Genomic DNA, 16,410 nt, shown 5'->3' on the forward strand with positions numbered 1-16,410 from the left:
TTTTTCGTTTACAACAAAGGTTATAAACGTTTATTGTTGACGTTTTGTTTGTTCAGTTTTCAAAGAGCAATTTTCATCCGCTTCAGAAGCGAACTCTCTTAATATATCATATCTCCCTTTATTTCGTCAATAACTTTTTTAAAAAGTTTTTTCAATATCTTCAATCGTTATCGATGATAAGCAAGCTATGTTTTGTTTTCTTGTCGCTATCAGAAGCAACCTTTATATAATAACAAGGATAATTAGATTGGTCAATAGATTTTTATAAAAAAAGCAAAAGTTTTTATTAAGTATACAACAACCTTTTCCAAAATAAATCTAACACTACATATAAATAGAAAAACTAAAAACAATTTCTACTATATAATTATAATTCCCTTACCATCGTTTGAAATCTTGTAGCCATATTATCAAATTCTTTATTTTTTACAAAACCGAATTTCTCATAAAGACGGATTGCCCTCTTATTAAATTCTGCAACCGTTAACCGAATCGGCATTCCCTTATACTCTTCTTCTATATAATGAAGAATAAAGGCTAAAAAAGAAGATCCACCTCCTTTTCCCGTTAATTCAGGTTTCATTCCAAAACCAATATCGACCAAACCTTCCTTATATGCTCCAAATAAATAACCATTTGGCACCTGCGAAGCATAACCAATGCAAAAAAAACCAACTATCTCCTTATTAGTATTGCGAACAACAAAATATGGATTTTCCAGCATCTCCGCAATAGATTCTTCTTTCGCTTTAACATTATAAAAGTCATAAGGGTATTCATATTTCCAACTCAGAATATGAATAGCACTGCTTTTATCCATTGGCTTCATATGAAATGACATATCAAAAGAACCTTCCTTTCTAGATTCAAGAAATTATTCTTTTTAATCCAACCGTTTTTCTTATATACGCTGCCTTACAAACCCATGATATCTTGTTCCTTGTGACTGCAATTCTCCACAATCTCCTTCAACAAGCTGACCATACTCAGCTCCCTTAACTTTGAATTCCACTCGATCTCCGTCTGCCATTTCAAACGTAACATAATAATTGCTGTATGCATTTGTATTTCCTCCGCCATGCACTTCTGTTCTTTTTGTTGCTACTTTTGCGTCGGCTGTCAGAATTGGCTGTGCATTATCGCTGCTCCAAGTGGCTAAACCTTTTATAATGCTATATAGAATCATTCCTACAACAAAAACTGAAAACAATATGAAAATGATTGAAAACGGGCTATCTCCAAATCCTGCCGGCATAAGCACACTCCCCCTATCGTTATGTTTATGTTTATTTAATACGGACATTCTTCATAAAAGTTTCAGGATCAAAAACTAAACAAACAAAATACATATTTTATATTTTTAACTTTTTCACAAAAATAAATTAAATATATTAACTTAACAATTGATTTTTTTAATATTAAATATTATATTTATTAAAAAGGAGGTGAAAAAACTTAAAATGTCGCATCCTATTTTAAATGACTGCCCTGTTTGTCATCATGAACTTCATGCAACAAGGCTGGCGTGCTCTCACTGTCATACTGTTATTGAAAATAATTTCACCTTATCAAAATGGAATTCTTTTTCTGAGGAACAGATGCATTTTATTGAAACCTTTATTGTGTGCCGCGGAAATATTAAAGAAGTAGAAAAGCAGTTGGGCATTTCGTATCCTACTGTCCGCGGAAAATTAAATGATATCATCGCCACAATGACTGGGAACTCTAAAACAAATTCTGGTGAGATTTTTCATAAAAAAACAGAAAAGAAAGCAGATATCCTTGAAAAATTAGAACAAAATGAAATTACTGCTGATGAAGCTATTGCTCTATTAAAAGAATTATAGGGAGGACGTTAACATGAATAATGAGATGAAAAGGATTTTATCCATGGTCGAAAGCGGAAAAATCACATCTGAACAAGCGGCTTCGCTTATGGAAACTATGGAAGATAGTCCAAAATTCGAGAACAAAGAATATTTAAGCCGTTTTCTGCGTGTACGAGTAAATTCGGAAACAAATGATAACGTAAACGTGAATGTTCCTTTACGTTTAATCAAAGCGTTATTGCAGACAGGCCACAGCGTTGCTTCCAAAATACCACAGGCACAGCAGTATACAGAACATATTGATATCGATTTGCTTATTAGCGCAATTGATAATGAGCTAGTGGGGCAAATCGTGGATGTAAAGCTAGCAAACGGCGATACTGTACTAGTATATGTAGAATAACGGAGGTATGAGCTATGGTAAAAGTGTATGTTCGTACAGACAAAAAGAAAAATTATACGATTCCAATTCCTGTTTTTATGCTTGAAACCATCATTAACATTGCGTTTTCGAATTTTATTTGGCGGTTTATTAATAGTCAGACAAAAGATAAAACAGTTCATGAGATTTATACACATGCACCTATAATAAAAGAAATGCTGAAAGCTTTCGCAAAAGAAATAACAAAAGAGAAATGGAACGATCCGCTTGTAGATGTAGTATTAAAAGACGGAACATGCGTAAGGGTGGAAATATGTTGATTATTTTCATAAAAAAAATCTAGTGCTGGGAACACTAGATACCTGCTAATGAATATTAGCCAATAACAAATTTGAAAAATGGCCCTTCACATGAGGGCTTTTTTCAAAAAGAAAAGAGGATTCTTTCCATTCATATTATAACAAAAAGAGGTTAATTAATCCATAATACTTGTTTACTCTGAAACTTTTGCTCCATTTCTATAACTGCTTGATGTTTCTAACGGATGCTTAAACTGGGGTAAATACGCTTTATGCACCTCTATCATTTCATCTAATAGATACTAGTTACTAACAAATATGCCCTCACTTCTTTTTATACTAAATTACCTAATAAACATAAACATTCATTTCGTTAGATTATGTAGCATATAGCCCAAATTCCTCATTATATATTAATTCGAATTTTTCACTTTAATCCCCCCTTTACATATGCTACCATTTTAATGAAAAGAAATTTCTGCTAGGGGTGCCGTTTGGGCTGAGAGGAAACAATGAATAGTTTCTAACCCTTTGGACCTGATCTGGTTCGTACCAGCGTGGGGAAGTAAAGAATGGATGATCATTCGCTATGCATCAATAGCTATGTTAAGGCTGAGTTAAAACGTTTATCTATAGAGGAATAACCGTTTTTCAGGCAGCCTGAATGAATTCTTTAATCTGACTTCCAACTAGGTTCAAATATGAATCTAGTTTTTTTGTGTTGGCATGTTCATTGATCTTGTCCCATTACTTGTAAGGGAGAGGGAAAAAATGAAAAATGAAACAGTACAGCAACAAAATATCTCGATTATGTCTAGTTTTTCCGGGAGTAAAAAAGTTTATGTTGAAGGGTCTAGAAGTGATATTCAAGTTCCGATGAGAGAAATCGAACTGAGTCCGACGACTGGAACTTTCGGCGAAGAAGAAAATGCACCGGTGCGTGTATATGATACAAGCGGTATTTATACAGACCAAAATGCTACAGTGAATATCCGCGAAGGCTTACCCGCCATTCGATCCAAGTGGATTGATGAAAGAAATGATGTAGAAACTTACGAAGGTCGTGCTATTAAACCTGAAGATAATGGACGCAAAACACTTCATGCAACAGAATATACTTTCCAATTATCCAGAAAACCAAAACGTGCCAAAGAAGGAAAAAACGTTACACAACTTCATTACGCACGCAAAGGAATCATTACGCCGGAAATGGAATTTATCGCAATAAGAGAGCATGTTAGTCCCGAATTTGTCCGTGATGAAGTAGCAAGCGGCCGTGCAATCATTCCAAGCAACATTAACCATCCTGAAAGTGAACCAATGATTATCGGAAAAAACTTTCATGTAAAAATTAATGCAAACATCGGAAACTCTGCCGTTACTTCTTCCATTGAAGAAGAAGTAGAAAAAATGACATGGGCGATCCGCTGGGGTGCAGATAACTTAATGGATTTATCGACGGGGAAAGATATTCACACAACACGTGAATGGATTATTCGCAACTGTCCTGTTCCTGTTGGAACTGTTCCCATTTATCAGGCTCTTGAAAAAGTAAACGGTGTTGCAGAAGATCTTACTTGGGAAGTATACCGTGATACATTAATTGAGCAAGCAGAACAGGGCGTCGATTATTTCACCATTCATGCCGGGGTGCTGCTTCGTTATATACCGTTAACAGCAAAACGTGTGACAGGCATTGTTTCCCGTGGGGGTTCTATTATGGCACAGTGGTGTCTTGCCCACCATAAAGAAAGCTTCCTATACACACATTTTGAGGAAATTTGCAAAATTATGAAAAAATATGATATTGCCTTTTCACTTGGAGACGGGCTTCGTCCTGGCTCCATTGCAGATGCAAATGATGAGGCACAATTCGCTGAGCTTGAAACACTTGGAGAATTAACTAAAATTGCATGGAAGCATGATGTCCAAGTAATGATCGAAGGTCCTGGTCATGTACCTATGCACAAAATTAAAGAAAATGTGGATCTCCAGCAAAAAATTTGCCAAGAGGCACCATTCTATACATTGGGTCCATTAACAACCGATATCGCCCCTGGATATGATCATATCACCTCTGCTATTGGGGCTGCTATGATTGGCTGGTTCGGAACTGCTATGCTTTGTTATGTAACACCGAAAGAACATTTAGGATTGCCTAATCGCGATGACGTTCGCGAAGGGGTTATTACTTATAAAATCGCTGCACATGCAGCAGACCTTGCAAAAGGCCATCCTGGCGCACAGCAACGCGACGACGCCCTGTCTAAAGCACGCTTTGAATTCCGCTGGAGAGACCAATTTAATCTATCGCTTGATCCAGAAAAAGCATTGGCTTACCATGATGAAACACTTCCTGCAGAGGGGGCAAAAACAGCACATTTCTGTTCCATGTGCGGACCTAAATTCTGCAGCATGAGAATCTCTCATGACATTCGAAACCGCGCAAAAGAAAACAACCTGCCCGAAACAGATGTCATTGAAAAAGGCTTAAAAGAAAAAGCGAAAGAATTTGTGGAAAAAGGCAGTCATTTATATAGTTAAATAGAAATAATTTAGCCGATTACTTCATGGAGGCAATTGCTTCCTTGCGGTATTCAGCTATTTCTGAAGCTGTTTTTTTATTTTGAGACTGCTTTATGCATTTTTTTGCGAAAATTGCCTTTGCTCGCTAATAATAAAAAAATGGGAGAAGAATCGTTAGAAAAAGCATTTGCTTATATGGATAAGGTCTCAAATGAAGAAGAAATAAATATCTTGCAAAATGATTTCCCTCGAACTGCAGCAAAAATATTTATCATTATAAAAAAGGATCCTGCCTTTACATAGAAGGCGGGATCCTTTTTAAGCATTTAATGCACATTCATACTAATTGTTGGATCTTGTTTTTCCTTTGAATCTGTTTCTTCTGTCGGCTGTACTTTCGGCTTGCGAAGAAACATACTGAACACGAACCCGGCTACAGCCAGACATGCTGCTAAAAAGAATGTATCAGAAAATCCAGCGCTTGCTGCTGCAACTGGGCTTATACCATGTGCCACATCTTTCATGTGCGAATCCACATGGGAAGTTAAATAGCCTGTTAATCCAGCAACTGCAAAAGACACTACCACTTGCTGCGCCGCTGTTGTCAAAGGAGTAACCCTGCTGACTAAATGACGAGGCGCTGCGTTCAATACATGAGTATTGACAGGCATCATCGTAAGACCCATTCCAGCACCCATCATAAATAAACAAACAATAATCATGGCAAGACTTGTATCTACATCGACCTGTGACAATAAGAACAATCCTGCTGAAATAATACCAAGTCCGGTAAATGCCAGAGGACGTGCACCGACTTTATCAAATAATCTTCCGCCAATCGGCATAAAGATTCCGGATGCGAGTGCTTGAGGCAGCAAGATAACACCCGTTTCCAGTGCTGTATAGCCTCTAAGCTGCTGCAAGTACAATGGAACAAGTATCATCGAACCGAATAATGCTACTTGTGCAAGCCATGCAAGAACGATTCCACGGGTAAAGTCAGATGAACGGAATACCCTTAACTCAAGAAGCGGCTGCTTCTGGCTCAACTCAACAAAGATAAACACAAGCAAAGCAATTCCGCCAACGGCTAAACCTGTAATCGCAGAAGTGGAAGTCCAATCAGATCCCCCTTCGCTTACCCCATAAGCAAGCATCGAAAAAGCGATAGGAGCGATAATCATACCGATAATATCAAGATGTGGCGCTTCCTGTTTTTCTGATTTTGGAAGAAACTTCACTCCGACAATCAAGGCAATAATTCCAATTGGAAGATTGATTAAGAAAATCCAATGCCAGCTAACATACTCGACTAGCCAGCCAGATAATACAGGACCAAGAGCTGGAGCCAATAGCATCGGAACACCAAGCACACCCATAATGGCCCCTCTTTTTTCAGGCGGTGCAAGCTTAAACACCATAGCCATTCCTATTGGAGCCACCATTCCTCCTCCCAATCCTTGAATGATTCGGAAAATAATCAGCTGCATTGGCGACTGTGCGAAAGCACATAATACAGAACCTAAAGTAAAAAACGTAATGGTAAAAAGAAAGATTTTTTTTGCTCCAAATTTATCTGTCATCCATCCAGCAAGAGGAATAACAGCAGACAATGCCAATGTATAGCCAGTAACCGTCCATTGAATGATTTTAAGATCTGTATTAAAATAATCAACCAATTTAGGAATGGCAACATTCACTACTGTGCTATCTAAAATAACCATAATCATTCCGACAATAACAGCAAGGAGTGGCGCAATAATTGCTTTAATGGAGAATTCCTCTGTGCTTGCGGCTCCATTCTCCACTTTTGTATTCGACATAATTCCACCTAACTTTCTGGTTTATTTACTAATTCATCACCGATTGTTTTTATTTTGCAAAGATGAATTTTCACTCCTTCATATAGAGTAAAGTTCAGGATCACTAAATTTAAACAACGTTTAAAACGATGTTTAAAATTTATCCTTTTTCTTTCCATCTGTCAAGAAAAACATTTTATTTAAATAACAACAAGAAAATGGTTTCTTGACACATGCCATATAAAAGTATTATCGTTAAATTTAAACATAGTTTAATTTTAACCAAAAAAGTTCACAAATTATACCATTTACTATCGTTTCATTTCAATTAGTTGATAGGGGAGTTATCAGATGAATACAAGCTCCGAAAAAGATAAGACTACAAAAGAAAATATTCTGAATACTGCATTATACTTAATAAAAACAGAAGGTCTCGAAAACGTGACACTGCGTAAAATAGCAGCTGGAGCAGATGTGAATCTCGCACTAATTAATTATTATTTCGGTTCAAAAGATAAATTAATCAATGAGGCGCTGAAAGTAATGCTCGCTTCCTTTCGAGAAGCTTTTTTCCTGTTGGATGACCATTCCAAACCTCCAAAAGAGCGATTAAAAACCTTCTTGATTCAATATACAAACTCCATAAAAGAATACCCTGAGCTAATGAAAGAACTGCTTGGAAAAGGCACGATTTCATTTGAATCTCAGTATGAATATGCCAATTACATGAAAACAATGGGATTAAATAAAATTAAAGCAACGTTAGAAGAAATTACTGGAGAAAAAAATTCTGATGTCCTAACGATGATGATGATGCAGATGATCGCAGCCACCTTTCTGCCAACCTTGATGAGCTGCAAAAAAAAAGTCTCTATTGTCTGGAATCCTATTCCTATCGAAGATCAAATTGATTTTTTCTTCAAACATTATTTAGCAAAGTATTCTTAAAATGGGGTAAAAGGAGGGTAAAAGCAGTTTTATGCTGCTTTTACCCTTTTTTTCTCACCTTTGCACTTTTCTTGATATATTTAAGTTTGAAGTAAAATACTCTATCTACACACTAAAGTAAACTTTTCATTTTCCATCCTCTTCTTTTAAAATGGCAGAATAGAATGCTTGTTTTTTTCTTGTAGTGAAAATGAGTTCTTCTAAGCATCTCCTTTTCTCTTCCATTTTTTCAAGATGCTTCGAAAGAATCTCTACACGCTTATGAATGGTCGGCATCAATTTGCTATTATCTTCTTCTAGTTCAATCTTTTCTAGAATGCAGCCTTCCTTAACGAATTCTATGATATCGTCTAATGACATACCTGTTTCTTTTAAGCTTTTTAAAAAAATCATAAAGTTAACATCACTGTCTGTATAAAAACGATTGCCTCCATTTTTTCGCTTCGGAGGTGGCAAAACACCTATCTTTTCATAATATCTTAACGTATATGGGCTAATTCCAGACTTTTCAGCAGCTTCACTAATCGATAACAAGCGCTTCATCCCTTTCCATTTAACTATATTCAGCATACAACTTCTAGTTAACTCTAAGTCAAGGGATAGTTTTAAAAAGCAGGCTCTGTTAAACTCGCCTGTTGATTGCAGCGAGAGGCGTTCGCTTTCCGTAGATGATTCTTTGCATCCAATCGTATTGAAAGATTATAAAAGTCTTATTAAAGGGTTCAATGGAGAAAAAGGATTGTTATACTATTTGAATTTTCTCCCTGAAAAAGAATGCTTTATCCTCCACAACCTCCGTTTATTTGATGGAAAATCTTATTTTCAAATTGACTATTTGCTCGTTACCCCCTACTTTGCTCTTATCCTAGAATGTAAAAACAACTCAGGAATATTAAGTTTTGATACCTCTTTAAATCAATTCAGCCGCAGGATAAAGGATCAAGAGGAAGGTTTTCTTGGTCCTATTTCTCAAGTGAAAAGACTGAAAAGGCAGCTTCATCAATTCCTACAAAAAAACAAACTTCCGACACTTCCGATTGAATATTTAATTGTCATCAGTCAACCCTCAACCATTATAAAAGGAGATTACTCCATAAAAAACCAGGTAATTCACAGTCATAGTTTAATCGAAAAGTGGGATAATCTTACAGAAATATACAAAAAAGCGATTGTAGATGGCAAAAAAATTCTCCATGTTTCTAAACTTTTGTTAAAAACCAATGTTCCTGAATTAGAAATAGAACGAAACAGCGATCTCATCTTTTTCACAAAGCAATATAGAGAGAAAATAATTTTACGCAAAAAAAACCCTACAGGAATTCGGTTTAAACGATTTGCCTGCAGGGTATATCTATTTTATCCCACTCTTAACGGGCAGTAAAACCCCCACCTCAAGATGCCGAGAAATCGAGGAAGCTAGGTGGGGGATAACTGCCCATAAAGGTCCGATAAGTGCAACTAACCATCAGTGGGGGATGAGGAAAAACCCCCACTGATGGAGGTTTACTTTATAAGTATCGTTATATTGTATTAAAGTCTTTTAGCACCATAATAGTTTGCTTTCCAATATGTATTAGATAGCTTGTCTATTTTAACACCTTTTGAAGAACTGTGTATAAATTTATTATCGCCTATGTATATCCCTACATGTGAAGCGCCTTTTTTATAAGTAGTAAAGAAGACTAAATCTCCTTCTTTCAAGCTCTTTTTCGTCACTTTCTTTCCTTTTTTATACAAATCTCCTGTCGTGCGGGGAAGGTTCTTACCCGTCTTTTTATAACTATATCCTACGAAACCAGAACAATCGAATCCTTTTGGTGTTGTTCCACCAAATTTATATGGTGTTCCTATGTATTTTTTTGCAATGCCTATTACCGATTTTGAAGAAGCTGCACTTGCTTCGTGTCCTCCAAACACTCCTGTAAATAACAGCCCGAATGACATAATGCTCATGATAAAAACCTTTTTCATGTGGTAACCTCCGTTGCGTTTTCCTGTTTGAATTAGTAGTACGTTTCCGTGGCTTAACATCCATCATCTGAAAATATTTTCTCATATTTCCCATTTCATATGGTTACAGAGTTGTTCTAATTCTATTACAGGAAAATTACAATTCTATTCGTAGAATATTATTCTACTAGATTCGTTTTTTAAAAAAATCGATTTAAACGGGAGAAATCACCGCTCTTTTTTTTAAAAAAATAGTATACTATATTAAAAGTTAATGATTAAAAAGATAGATTGGAGGAGTAATAAGAGTGGATTTTATTGCTATTGATTTTGAAATTGCCAATGAAAACATGAATAGTGCTTGTTCTGTCGGACTTGCATATGTTGAAAACAATACCGTTGTTAAAGAACAGTATTTCCTTATTAAACCTCCAAATTTGAAGTTTGATGCTCGTTTTACTGCTGTCCATGGACTAAAGCAGAATGATGTGATTGGACAGAAAAACTTTGACGAGATATGGGACCTTCTTAAAGAGGATATTACTTCCCATTTAATTGTTGCACATAACGCTCAATTTGATATGAGCGTTTTATATTGTTGTTTACAATCCTATGGGATTGCCATTCCTGATTTTAAATATGTTTGCAGCATCCCCATTAGTACTAGAGCGTGCCGCGGGGAAAAGATAGGGCAATCATTAAAAGAAAGAACTGCCCGTTTTGGCATTTCGATAGAAGAGCATCATCACGCAGGAGCGGATGCACGGGCATGTGCAGAGCTAGTGATTGCTTCCGTAAAGACGAAAAATAGAAAGTCTTTGCAATCCTATTGCCAAACATTCAGCACCATTCCCATTAAACAGTTTGCCGAACTGAATCCGCAAACCTCTTTTCGAACAAAGCGGAAAAGCAAACCTAAATTTAATCGGGTAGCCATATCTGAAATAGCCGCAACGACAGAAACTTTTAATGAAAACCATACGCTTTATGGGAAAAACATTGTTTTTACAGGAGATTTATTATCCATGGATCGAAAGGAAGCCATGCAAAAAGTAGTGGATATTGGCGGTATCATGAAAAGCGGGGTCAGCAGCAAAACGAATTATCTTGTAGTCGGTAGGCAAGACCCAAAACTTGTCGGTGCAAACGGCATCAGCTCAAAAGAGAAAAAAGCATACGAGCTGCAGCAAAAAGGACTCGATATTCAAATTGTGAAGGAAGAAGAATTTTTAAAACTATTAAGAAACGAAGTGATTTAATAGAATTGATAGTAGCATCCATTTTTATGTGGGTGCTTTTTTTGTGATTTTTATATTTCCCACCTCACTCACGTATATCAGTCTTGCTCCGGCCTCTGTTCATCCTTATAGCCACATAGTTCCTTCACTAAGTTTCCTACTTCCATCTTCCATTTTTTATAACGTTTTATTTTTTAAAAATAAAGGTATAGAAGATTACTAGATTGGAAATGCTATTTAAAAAGGGAGGGATATACGATGAAAAAAGCAAAGACTAAAAAAATGAAAGACTTTTTCAAAAACGATCGTTTTGAACTTCATTCTTATATTACTTATTTATTATTAAATACAGCTAAATGATCTCTTTTAACGGGAGATTTTTTTTTCGCCTTACTAAGGCTGCTCCTTCTTCCGTCAAAGCTTCCTACATTTATTTTCTATATGTAGGTTGTGAAATCTTCCATCCTATCATTTTGACCTTTTAATATAAAAACCTTCTTCCTTGGACCATTCAACACAAAACAACTTTTTTACATTATCGTATCCTCGATGATTTAATTCTTTTATTAGCCATTCTTTTGTTTTGTCTATTCTTTGCAATTGTTGTTCAATAATTTCTCCATTATCTACTAATAACGCATTGATGTTGGGATCATCTATTTTAACGACCGTCAATGATCCATCTGTTTCTAAAAATGCATGTTGCACTTTGTGCAAGGAATAAACGCCTTGTTCTCTCATCAGGGTACGGAATTGTTCCATTTCCAAATTATTTTTTTTGAATTCTTTTACATTTATATCTCCATCTATAATCAGCCTGGAGGTTTCCCCTTGTATTAATTTCCTTGCCACCCTTTTTCTTGAACATAATTCCAATATATAAACAAGGACTGCCCATAATGAAACCGCATATAAAAGTCCTAATACACTTTTTGACATGTCTAAATAGTTGGAAAGAATGCTGGTTAACATAAATAGATGGATAAAGTCTAAAGCAGTAAGCTGTGCCAATTTCTTCTTTCCTGAAATGCGGACAAATGCCCAGAGAAGTACAAACACTAATACTAATTTATACGTTATTACTCCATACAAGAATAGACACTCTCCTTCCTTTTCAATCAAAAAAGGAAAGATGCTGGTAAAAATGGTCTTTCCTTTTTTAGTATCTCGTTCGCGTGTACATCTGGGAATGAATACTACCTTATGCATTATGCATTGATAAACTTTCCTTTTCCAAGAAGAGGTCCTATCTCACCTTTTGTGAAGTATTCTCTGCGGTAAAGCAGCCGGACAGAAGCATTTAGTTTTTCTTTTACTAAGTACCTTCCCTTTAGTTTATTTTTTAAACATAGAATGGCTATATTTATTCCTATAAAGCCGCTTATCTTCTCATTTTTCAGCAGGAATTATTTTTCCTCTATTTCACGAAGTTGTACTAATGTAAATAAATCAATAATTTCTTGTGCCATATCTTTTAACGTAACAGCATTCATCAGGTGATCTTGTGCATGGACCATTAATAAAGACATATCCATTCGATTTCCTCTTGCTTCCTCTTGAATTAGAGCTGTTTGCATATGATGTGCTTCGTTTAATTCTTCTGCTGCTTCCATCATTTTTTCTTTTGCTAAGCTGAAATTCCCTTCCTTCGCTGCAGAAATCGCTTCCATTGCACAGCTTTTTCCATTCCCGCCATGAAGTATAATTTGAAAAATTGTTTCCTCTAATGTCGCCATTATTATCAACCTTTCTCTCCGAATAATTTAGATAGCGCTTTCATTTTTTTAAAAAAACCAGCATAAATAAACGGAAGAAAAACGAAATTATGCGAAATCTTCTTATTTTCATTTACTATCAATTTTATCATAACATAAAAGCGCTTTCATAAATAAAAGAAATCTTCTCAGTTATTACTTAAAACGGGTAGATAAAAATATGGCATAATCCTTAATTTCACCATTACTAATACCCATTTTTTATAAAAAAACACTTATTTTTTCCAATTTATTTGGTAAAATTAATATTAAGTTAGATACCTAGGAGCCATTATTATGAAACTTAATAGGAATAGTGAGGAAAAAATGGGCGAGCTACTACAAATCATAGAAAGCTTAAAACTAAAGTTAATGAAATCAGGTATCGATAAAGGATTAAATGATCCTAAAACTTTGCAAATAAGCGAACAGCTGGATGTCTATATTGTTAGATATCAGCGATTAGCTGCTGCTGATAAATCAAATTACTAAAGAATAAAATTGGCAATTTGTCACCTTGTCTAAGTCCCTCTTATAAAAGATTATTTAGAAAAGGTGACAAATTCTAAGATTTTATATATACAACATGTTAACCAGCCTTAAAAAGCTGCTAATTCTTAGAACAGCACGAGTGACTCTTTCCATTCTATTAAAAAAAGAGAATCTTCTATTTCCGACAACTGCAGCCAAATGAACAGCAGCATTAACGAAATAAATTAATCATGTCCTTTAAAGCTGCCGCAGCTGCTCCTTTTGGATGGGATGCTCCCCCTAAACAACAAATTGTTCCCATTTCTTCTGTATAAAAAAGAATTCCTTTATTTGTTCCTTTTACATGCATCAGCGGATTTTCCGGATGAATCACTTTTGGCGCTACTTTTACTGTTACTTTCTCTCCTTCCACTGTTGCACTAGCGATTAATTTTATTTCATTTCCCTTTATTTTTGCATACTGCATATCTGCTTTTGTTACATTTTCTATTCCCTCTATTGAAATATCCTTTAGAGCTAATTGAGTATGAAGCAGTCCATTTGCTAGCAGCAGAATTTTACAGGCACTATCCAACCCTTTTATGTCTAGCGCTGGGTCTGCTTCTGCAATGCCTTTTTCTTGAGCAGTTTTTAAAGCACTATCAAAAGACAAATTCTCTTCCGACATGCTGGAAAGGATAAAGTTGGATGTTCCATTTAATATTCCTTCAATTCCTGTAATCTGACAGCCTGCTAAACTAAACTCGCCAATATCTAATGTTGGCAGTGCTGCTGCTGTTGCCCCGCTATATTTAATTTGGCATTGATTTGCTTCTGCTATTTTTTTAAATCGCGGCAATGCATGTATTAGTGCCCCTTTGCTGACAGATACAACATGCATTTTTGCTGTTAATGCATCCGTAATATAAGAAAGTGCGGGTTCACCCGTTTCTAAATTTGTTGGTGTACATTCAATTAGAACGTCACCCTTTAAGACTGGCTGTTGAAAAGCGACCCCCTTTTTTTCGGCATATTTATCTAAAGCCTCTGATCCTTTATCATAGGTGAGCAATAATTGTAAATCGATGCCTTCCTCTTCATAAATCATGCCTTTCAACCCAATTATTCCTATTATTTTATAGGATGTATGATAATCCTTCATTAAACGGCCTGCTTGTTCTTTTATTAGCTTGACTAATTCCTTTGCAACCGTTCCATATCCAGTAATTATTATTTTTCTCTCAATAACTTTTTTATGCATGTTTCTATCCTTTCTGCCGACAACCATTCGATTTATCTTCCTAAGATGCTATTGATTCCTCTTATAGTAACTCCAGCATGCTTTTGATCCGCATGAAATTTAATCGTTTTCTATTTATCTACTTCCCATACATTCTGTATAGCTTGTTCGATTTCCTTTTTCTCCTGTTAAATATTTATAAAGTAAACTTCCATCAGTAGGGGTTTTTCCTCATCCCCCACTGATGGTTAGTTGCACTTATCGGACCTTTACGGGCAAGTTTCAACACCTAGCTTCCTCGATTTCTCGGCGGGGGTCTTACTGCCCGTTAAGAGTGGGCTAAAACGTTTAAACAGTAGCTGAATTTACAGCTTGAGAAATATATCTCAAAATCCCCTAAAAAAAAGCTGACTTCAAAATTTGTATAGAACGAATTTTGAGTCAGCATCTTTACCTATTATAGATATTTCCGATGAAGCGCTTTGCCGTCATAAGTGTATAGCATATTTTTGTCTTCAACAATGGTTTCCATATGGACATTCCGCCCCCATAATTGATAAATATAAGGAAGAACCTTTTCTAAATATTTCAAATCCAATTCAATGCCTTCGAAGCCATGCTTTAAATAAAGCTCTCCGTTTTTCATGTAATCTCCATCAGTTACAGTTATATATGGAAATCCGCCATTTACCCTCATGCTGACAAGCTGATCTCTCACTTGTTCCCAGCCTTTATCTACAATTTTATAATCTCTCCCTTGTTTTTGGAAAAGATACATATCTTCTCTTGTGACTAAATCCTTTGTTAAATAATTTCGTAAAAAGGATATATCCGATTCAATTTCCCTTACCTCAAAGATTTTTTCTCTGCCTGAGTTAAGCTTTACTCCTCTTCGTTTCATTTCTTCTGTTGGGTTATTATAACGGTCTTCAATATCTTCAAATATTTTTAATCCTAAATAGTATGGGTTAATGCCTGTTTTAGAGGGCTGTACAACTCCTGCATTTAATTTGGCAAATTCGATTGCTTCTCCGCTTGTTAAATCTAATTCCCGGATGATTCTTTGATGCCAATAGGATGCCCAGCCTTCATTCATGATTTTTGTTTCCAGCTGCGGCCAAAAATAAAGCATTTCTTCTCGCATCATGGTTAAAATATCTCTTTGCCATTCTGTCAGTTCTCTGCTGAAATTTTCAATAAAGAGCATAATGTCCTTTTCCGGCTGCGGAGGAAATTTTTTGATCACCTTTTTTTTTGTTTTTTTCTGCTTATTGCGGTCATCCAACCCCCATAAATCATCATAGGGTGAAATGGCTATTTCTTCTTCTTCCACAAATTCTACATCTTCCATGCTCCAAGCAAGCTTCGGTCTCATTAATGATGGATCGATATGCTCTTCAATTGCCAGTACCGCGTCTAAAAATGTTTCTACTTCCTGCTTTCCATACTGTATTTCATATTGACGTATACGGTCCGCTGTTGCTGCCATGCTCTCCACCATTTCACGCTTTGTATTTTCAAAACGTATATTATTCTTAAAAAAATCGCAGTGAGCCAAAACATGTGCAACAATCAATTTATTATTTATAAGTGAATTGCTGTCTAATAAAAAGGCATAGCATGGATTTGAGTTAATAACAAGCTCATATATTTTAGACAGCCCTAAATCATAGTGCAGCTTCATTTTATGGAATTGTTTTCCGAAACTCCAGTGGGAAAAGCGAGTTGGCATTCCGTAGGCACCGAATGTATAAATGATATCTGCAGGACAAATTTCATATCTCATTGGATAGAAATCTAATCCGAAACCAGTTGCGATTTCTGTAATTTCTGAGATGGCTTTTTGAAGTTCTTTTTGTTCTACTGCATTCATTCCTTTCTCTCCCTTCACCGTCTTAAATTAATGTATGATGGAAAAGCATGAATGATGAATTAAATCCTTGATTATTTTATTGCAAATCCATTTGAACC

General features: G+C 35.7%; 18 protein-coding genes and 1 riboswitch. Of the genes, 9 read left to right on the forward strand and 9 right to left on the reverse strand.

Features of this window, described 5'->3' with window-relative positions; translation table 11 throughout:
- Positions 1-367: 367 nt before the first annotated feature.
- Together ACTYBU_RS08270 and ACTYBU_RS08275 are read right to left on the reverse strand one after the other, a co-directional pair.
- On the reverse strand, positions 368-829 hold the full coding sequence (locus ACTYBU_RS08270; RefSeq protein WP_445488791.1) for a GNAT family N-acetyltransferase: 462 nt from the start codon (positions 827-829) through the stop codon (positions 368-370).
- A 72-nt stretch (positions 830-901) separates the two neighbouring features.
- Entirely contained in the window at positions 902-1,255 is a 354-nt protein-coding gene (locus tag ACTYBU_RS08275; protein WP_445488793.1) for a DUF2500 domain-containing protein, read from the reverse strand.
- 205 nt (positions 1,256-1,460) lie between these two features.
- Here ACTYBU_RS08275 and ACTYBU_RS08280 point away from each other — a divergent pair, with 205 nt between their 5' ends.
- From ACTYBU_RS08280 to ACTYBU_RS08300, 5 genes are all read left to right on the forward strand, one after another.
- Complete coding sequence (locus ACTYBU_RS08280) at positions 1,461-1,847, forward strand: DUF2089 domain-containing protein (protein WP_445488795.1); 387 nt, start codon at positions 1,461-1,463, stop codon at positions 1,845-1,847.
- Between the two features lie 13 nt (positions 1,848-1,860).
- Positions 1,861-2,232 carry an SHOCT-like domain-containing protein gene (locus ACTYBU_RS08285; protein ID WP_445488796.1) on the forward strand — a complete coding sequence of 124 codons (372 nt, stop codon included), beginning with the start codon at positions 1,861-1,863 and terminating at the stop codon, positions 2,230-2,232.
- Between the two features lie 14 nt (positions 2,233-2,246).
- On the forward strand, positions 2,247-2,531 hold the full coding sequence (locus tag ACTYBU_RS08290) for a hypothetical protein (RefSeq protein ID WP_445488798.1): 285 nt from the start codon (positions 2,247-2,249) through the stop codon (positions 2,529-2,531).
- Positions 2,532-2,983: 452 nt separating this feature from the next.
- Positions 2,984-3,091: riboswitch (TPP riboswitch) on the forward strand.
- Between the two features lie 190 nt (positions 3,092-3,281).
- Complete coding sequence (thiC, locus tag ACTYBU_RS08295; RefSeq protein ID WP_445488800.1) at positions 3,282-5,054, forward strand: phosphomethylpyrimidine synthase ThiC; 1,773 nt, start codon at positions 3,282-3,284, stop codon at positions 5,052-5,054.
- Between the two features lie 105 nt (positions 5,055-5,159).
- Positions 5,160-5,339 carry a hypothetical protein gene (locus ACTYBU_RS08300; RefSeq protein ID WP_445488801.1) on the forward strand — a complete coding sequence of 60 codons (180 nt, stop codon included), beginning with the start codon at positions 5,160-5,162 and terminating at the stop codon, positions 5,337-5,339.
- A gap of 23 nt (positions 5,340-5,362) precedes the next feature.
- Here ACTYBU_RS08300 and ACTYBU_RS08305 read toward each other — a convergent pair whose 3' ends face one another.
- Positions 5,363-6,859 carry an MDR family MFS transporter gene (locus ACTYBU_RS08305; protein WP_445488803.1) on the reverse strand — a complete coding sequence of 499 codons (1,497 nt, stop codon included), beginning with the start codon at positions 6,857-6,859 and terminating at the stop codon, positions 5,363-5,365.
- A gap of 330 nt (positions 6,860-7,189) precedes the next feature.
- Here ACTYBU_RS08305 and ACTYBU_RS08310 point away from each other — a divergent pair, with 330 nt between their 5' ends.
- Complete coding sequence (locus ACTYBU_RS08310; protein WP_445488805.1) at positions 7,190-7,786, forward strand: TetR/AcrR family transcriptional regulator; 597 nt, start codon at positions 7,190-7,192, stop codon at positions 7,784-7,786.
- A 126-nt stretch (positions 7,787-7,912) separates the two neighbouring features.
- Here ACTYBU_RS08310 and ACTYBU_RS08315 read toward each other — a convergent pair whose 3' ends face one another.
- A complete protein-coding gene (locus tag ACTYBU_RS08315) occupies positions 7,913-8,356 on the reverse strand; it encodes a MerR family transcriptional regulator (RefSeq protein ID WP_445488807.1) in 444 nt (147 codons plus the stop codon).
- Between the two features lie 121 nt (positions 8,357-8,477).
- Between ACTYBU_RS08315 and ACTYBU_RS08320 the strand changes: the two genes are divergently transcribed.
- On the forward strand, positions 8,478-9,167 hold the full coding sequence (locus ACTYBU_RS08320) for a nuclease-related domain-containing protein (RefSeq protein ID WP_445488809.1): 690 nt from the start codon (positions 8,478-8,480) through the stop codon (positions 9,165-9,167).
- A 149-nt stretch (positions 9,168-9,316) separates the two neighbouring features.
- Here ACTYBU_RS08320 and ACTYBU_RS08325 read toward each other — a convergent pair whose 3' ends face one another.
- A complete protein-coding gene (locus ACTYBU_RS08325) occupies positions 9,317-9,757 on the reverse strand; it encodes a C40 family peptidase (protein ID WP_445488810.1) in 441 nt (146 codons plus the stop codon).
- A gap of 287 nt (positions 9,758-10,044) precedes the next feature.
- On the opposite strand from ACTYBU_RS08325, the gene ACTYBU_RS08330 reads away from it, so the two are divergent.
- The gene (locus ACTYBU_RS08330) at positions 10,045-10,995 is read left to right on the forward strand and encodes an exonuclease domain-containing protein (protein WP_445488812.1); all 951 of its coding nucleotides are present in this window, start codon (positions 10,045-10,047) and stop codon (positions 10,993-10,995) included.
- Between the two features lie 447 nt (positions 10,996-11,442).
- On the opposite strand, the gene ACTYBU_RS08335 is transcribed toward ACTYBU_RS08330, so the two are convergent.
- Complete coding sequence (locus ACTYBU_RS08335) at positions 11,443-12,096, reverse strand: DUF421 domain-containing protein (RefSeq protein WP_445488813.1); 654 nt, start codon at positions 12,094-12,096, stop codon at positions 11,443-11,445.
- Positions 12,097-12,380: 284 nt separating this feature from the next.
- A complete protein-coding gene (locus ACTYBU_RS08340) occupies positions 12,381-12,710 on the reverse strand; it encodes a PTS lactose/cellobiose transporter subunit IIA (RefSeq protein ID WP_445488815.1) in 330 nt (109 codons plus the stop codon).
- Between the two features lie 315 nt (positions 12,711-13,025).
- Between ACTYBU_RS08340 and ACTYBU_RS08345 the strand changes: the two genes are divergently transcribed.
- Positions 13,026-13,220: an aspartyl-phosphate phosphatase Spo0E family protein gene (locus tag ACTYBU_RS08345; protein ID WP_445488817.1), complete on the forward strand. Its 195-nt coding sequence runs from the start codon at positions 13,026-13,028 to the stop codon at positions 13,218-13,220.
- A 211-nt stretch (positions 13,221-13,431) separates the two neighbouring features.
- Here the strand turns inward: ACTYBU_RS08345 and ACTYBU_RS08350 are convergent, their stop codons facing one another.
- Together ACTYBU_RS08350 and ACTYBU_RS08355 are read right to left on the reverse strand one after the other, a co-directional pair.
- Positions 13,432-14,460, reverse strand: a complete 1,029-nt coding sequence (locus ACTYBU_RS08350; RefSeq protein ID WP_445488819.1) for a homoserine dehydrogenase — start codon at positions 14,458-14,460, stop codon at positions 13,432-13,434.
- A 436-nt stretch (positions 14,461-14,896) separates the two neighbouring features.
- Positions 14,897-16,312 (reverse strand): SpoVR family protein, encoded by a 1,416-nt coding sequence (locus ACTYBU_RS08355; protein ID WP_445488821.1) that lies wholly within the window; start codon positions 16,310-16,312, stop codon positions 14,897-14,899.
- Positions 16,313-16,410 lie beyond the last annotated feature (98 nt).

The sequence above is a fragment of the Niallia sp. 03133 genome (assembly GCF_052663225.1).

Excerpts from the sequence above, each read along its gene's own strand:
- ACTYBU_RS08340 (WP_445488815.1), bottom strand. The coding sequence starts at position 12,710 with ATGGCGACATTAGAGGAAACAATTTTTCAAATTATACTTCATGGCGGG.
- thiC (WP_445488800.1), top strand. The coding sequence starts at position 3,282 with ATGAAAAATGAAACAGTACAGCAACAAAATATCTCGATTATGTCTAGT.
- ACTYBU_RS08290 (WP_445488798.1), top strand. The coding sequence starts at position 2,247 with ATGGTAAAAGTGTATGTTCGTACAGACAAAAAGAAAAATTATACGATT.
- ACTYBU_RS08350 (WP_445488819.1), bottom strand. The coding sequence starts at position 14,460 with ATGCATAAAAAAGTTATTGAGAGAAAAATAATAATTACTGGATATGGA.
- ACTYBU_RS08275 (WP_445488793.1), bottom strand. The coding sequence starts at position 1,255 with ATGCCGGCAGGATTTGGAGATAGCCCGTTTTCAATCATTTTCATATTG.
- ACTYBU_RS08270 (WP_445488791.1), bottom strand. The coding sequence starts at position 829 with ATGAAGCCAATGGATAAAAGCAGTGCTATTCATATTCTGAGTTGGAAA.
- ACTYBU_RS08285 (WP_445488796.1), top strand. The coding sequence starts at position 1,861 with ATGAATAATGAGATGAAAAGGATTTTATCCATGGTCGAAAGCGGAAAA.
- ACTYBU_RS08280 (WP_445488795.1), top strand. The coding sequence starts at position 1,461 with ATGTCGCATCCTATTTTAAATGACTGCCCTGTTTGTCATCATGAACTT.
- ACTYBU_RS08315 (WP_445488807.1), bottom strand. The coding sequence starts at position 8,356 with ATGCTGAATATAGTTAAATGGAAAGGGATGAAGCGCTTGTTATCGATT.
- ACTYBU_RS08310 (WP_445488805.1), top strand. The coding sequence starts at position 7,190 with ATGAATACAAGCTCCGAAAAAGATAAGACTACAAAAGAAAATATTCTG.
- ACTYBU_RS08345 (WP_445488817.1), top strand. The coding sequence starts at position 13,026 with ATGAAACTTAATAGGAATAGTGAGGAAAAAATGGGCGAGCTACTACAA.
- ACTYBU_RS08355 (WP_445488821.1), bottom strand. The coding sequence starts at position 16,312 with ATGAATGCAGTAGAACAAAAAGAACTTCAAAAAGCCATCTCAGAAATT.
- ACTYBU_RS08325 (WP_445488810.1), bottom strand. The coding sequence starts at position 9,757 with ATGAAAAAGGTTTTTATCATGAGCATTATGTCATTCGGGCTGTTATTT.
- ACTYBU_RS08305 (WP_445488803.1), bottom strand. The coding sequence starts at position 6,859 with ATGTCGAATACAAAAGTGGAGAATGGAGCCGCAAGCACAGAGGAATTC.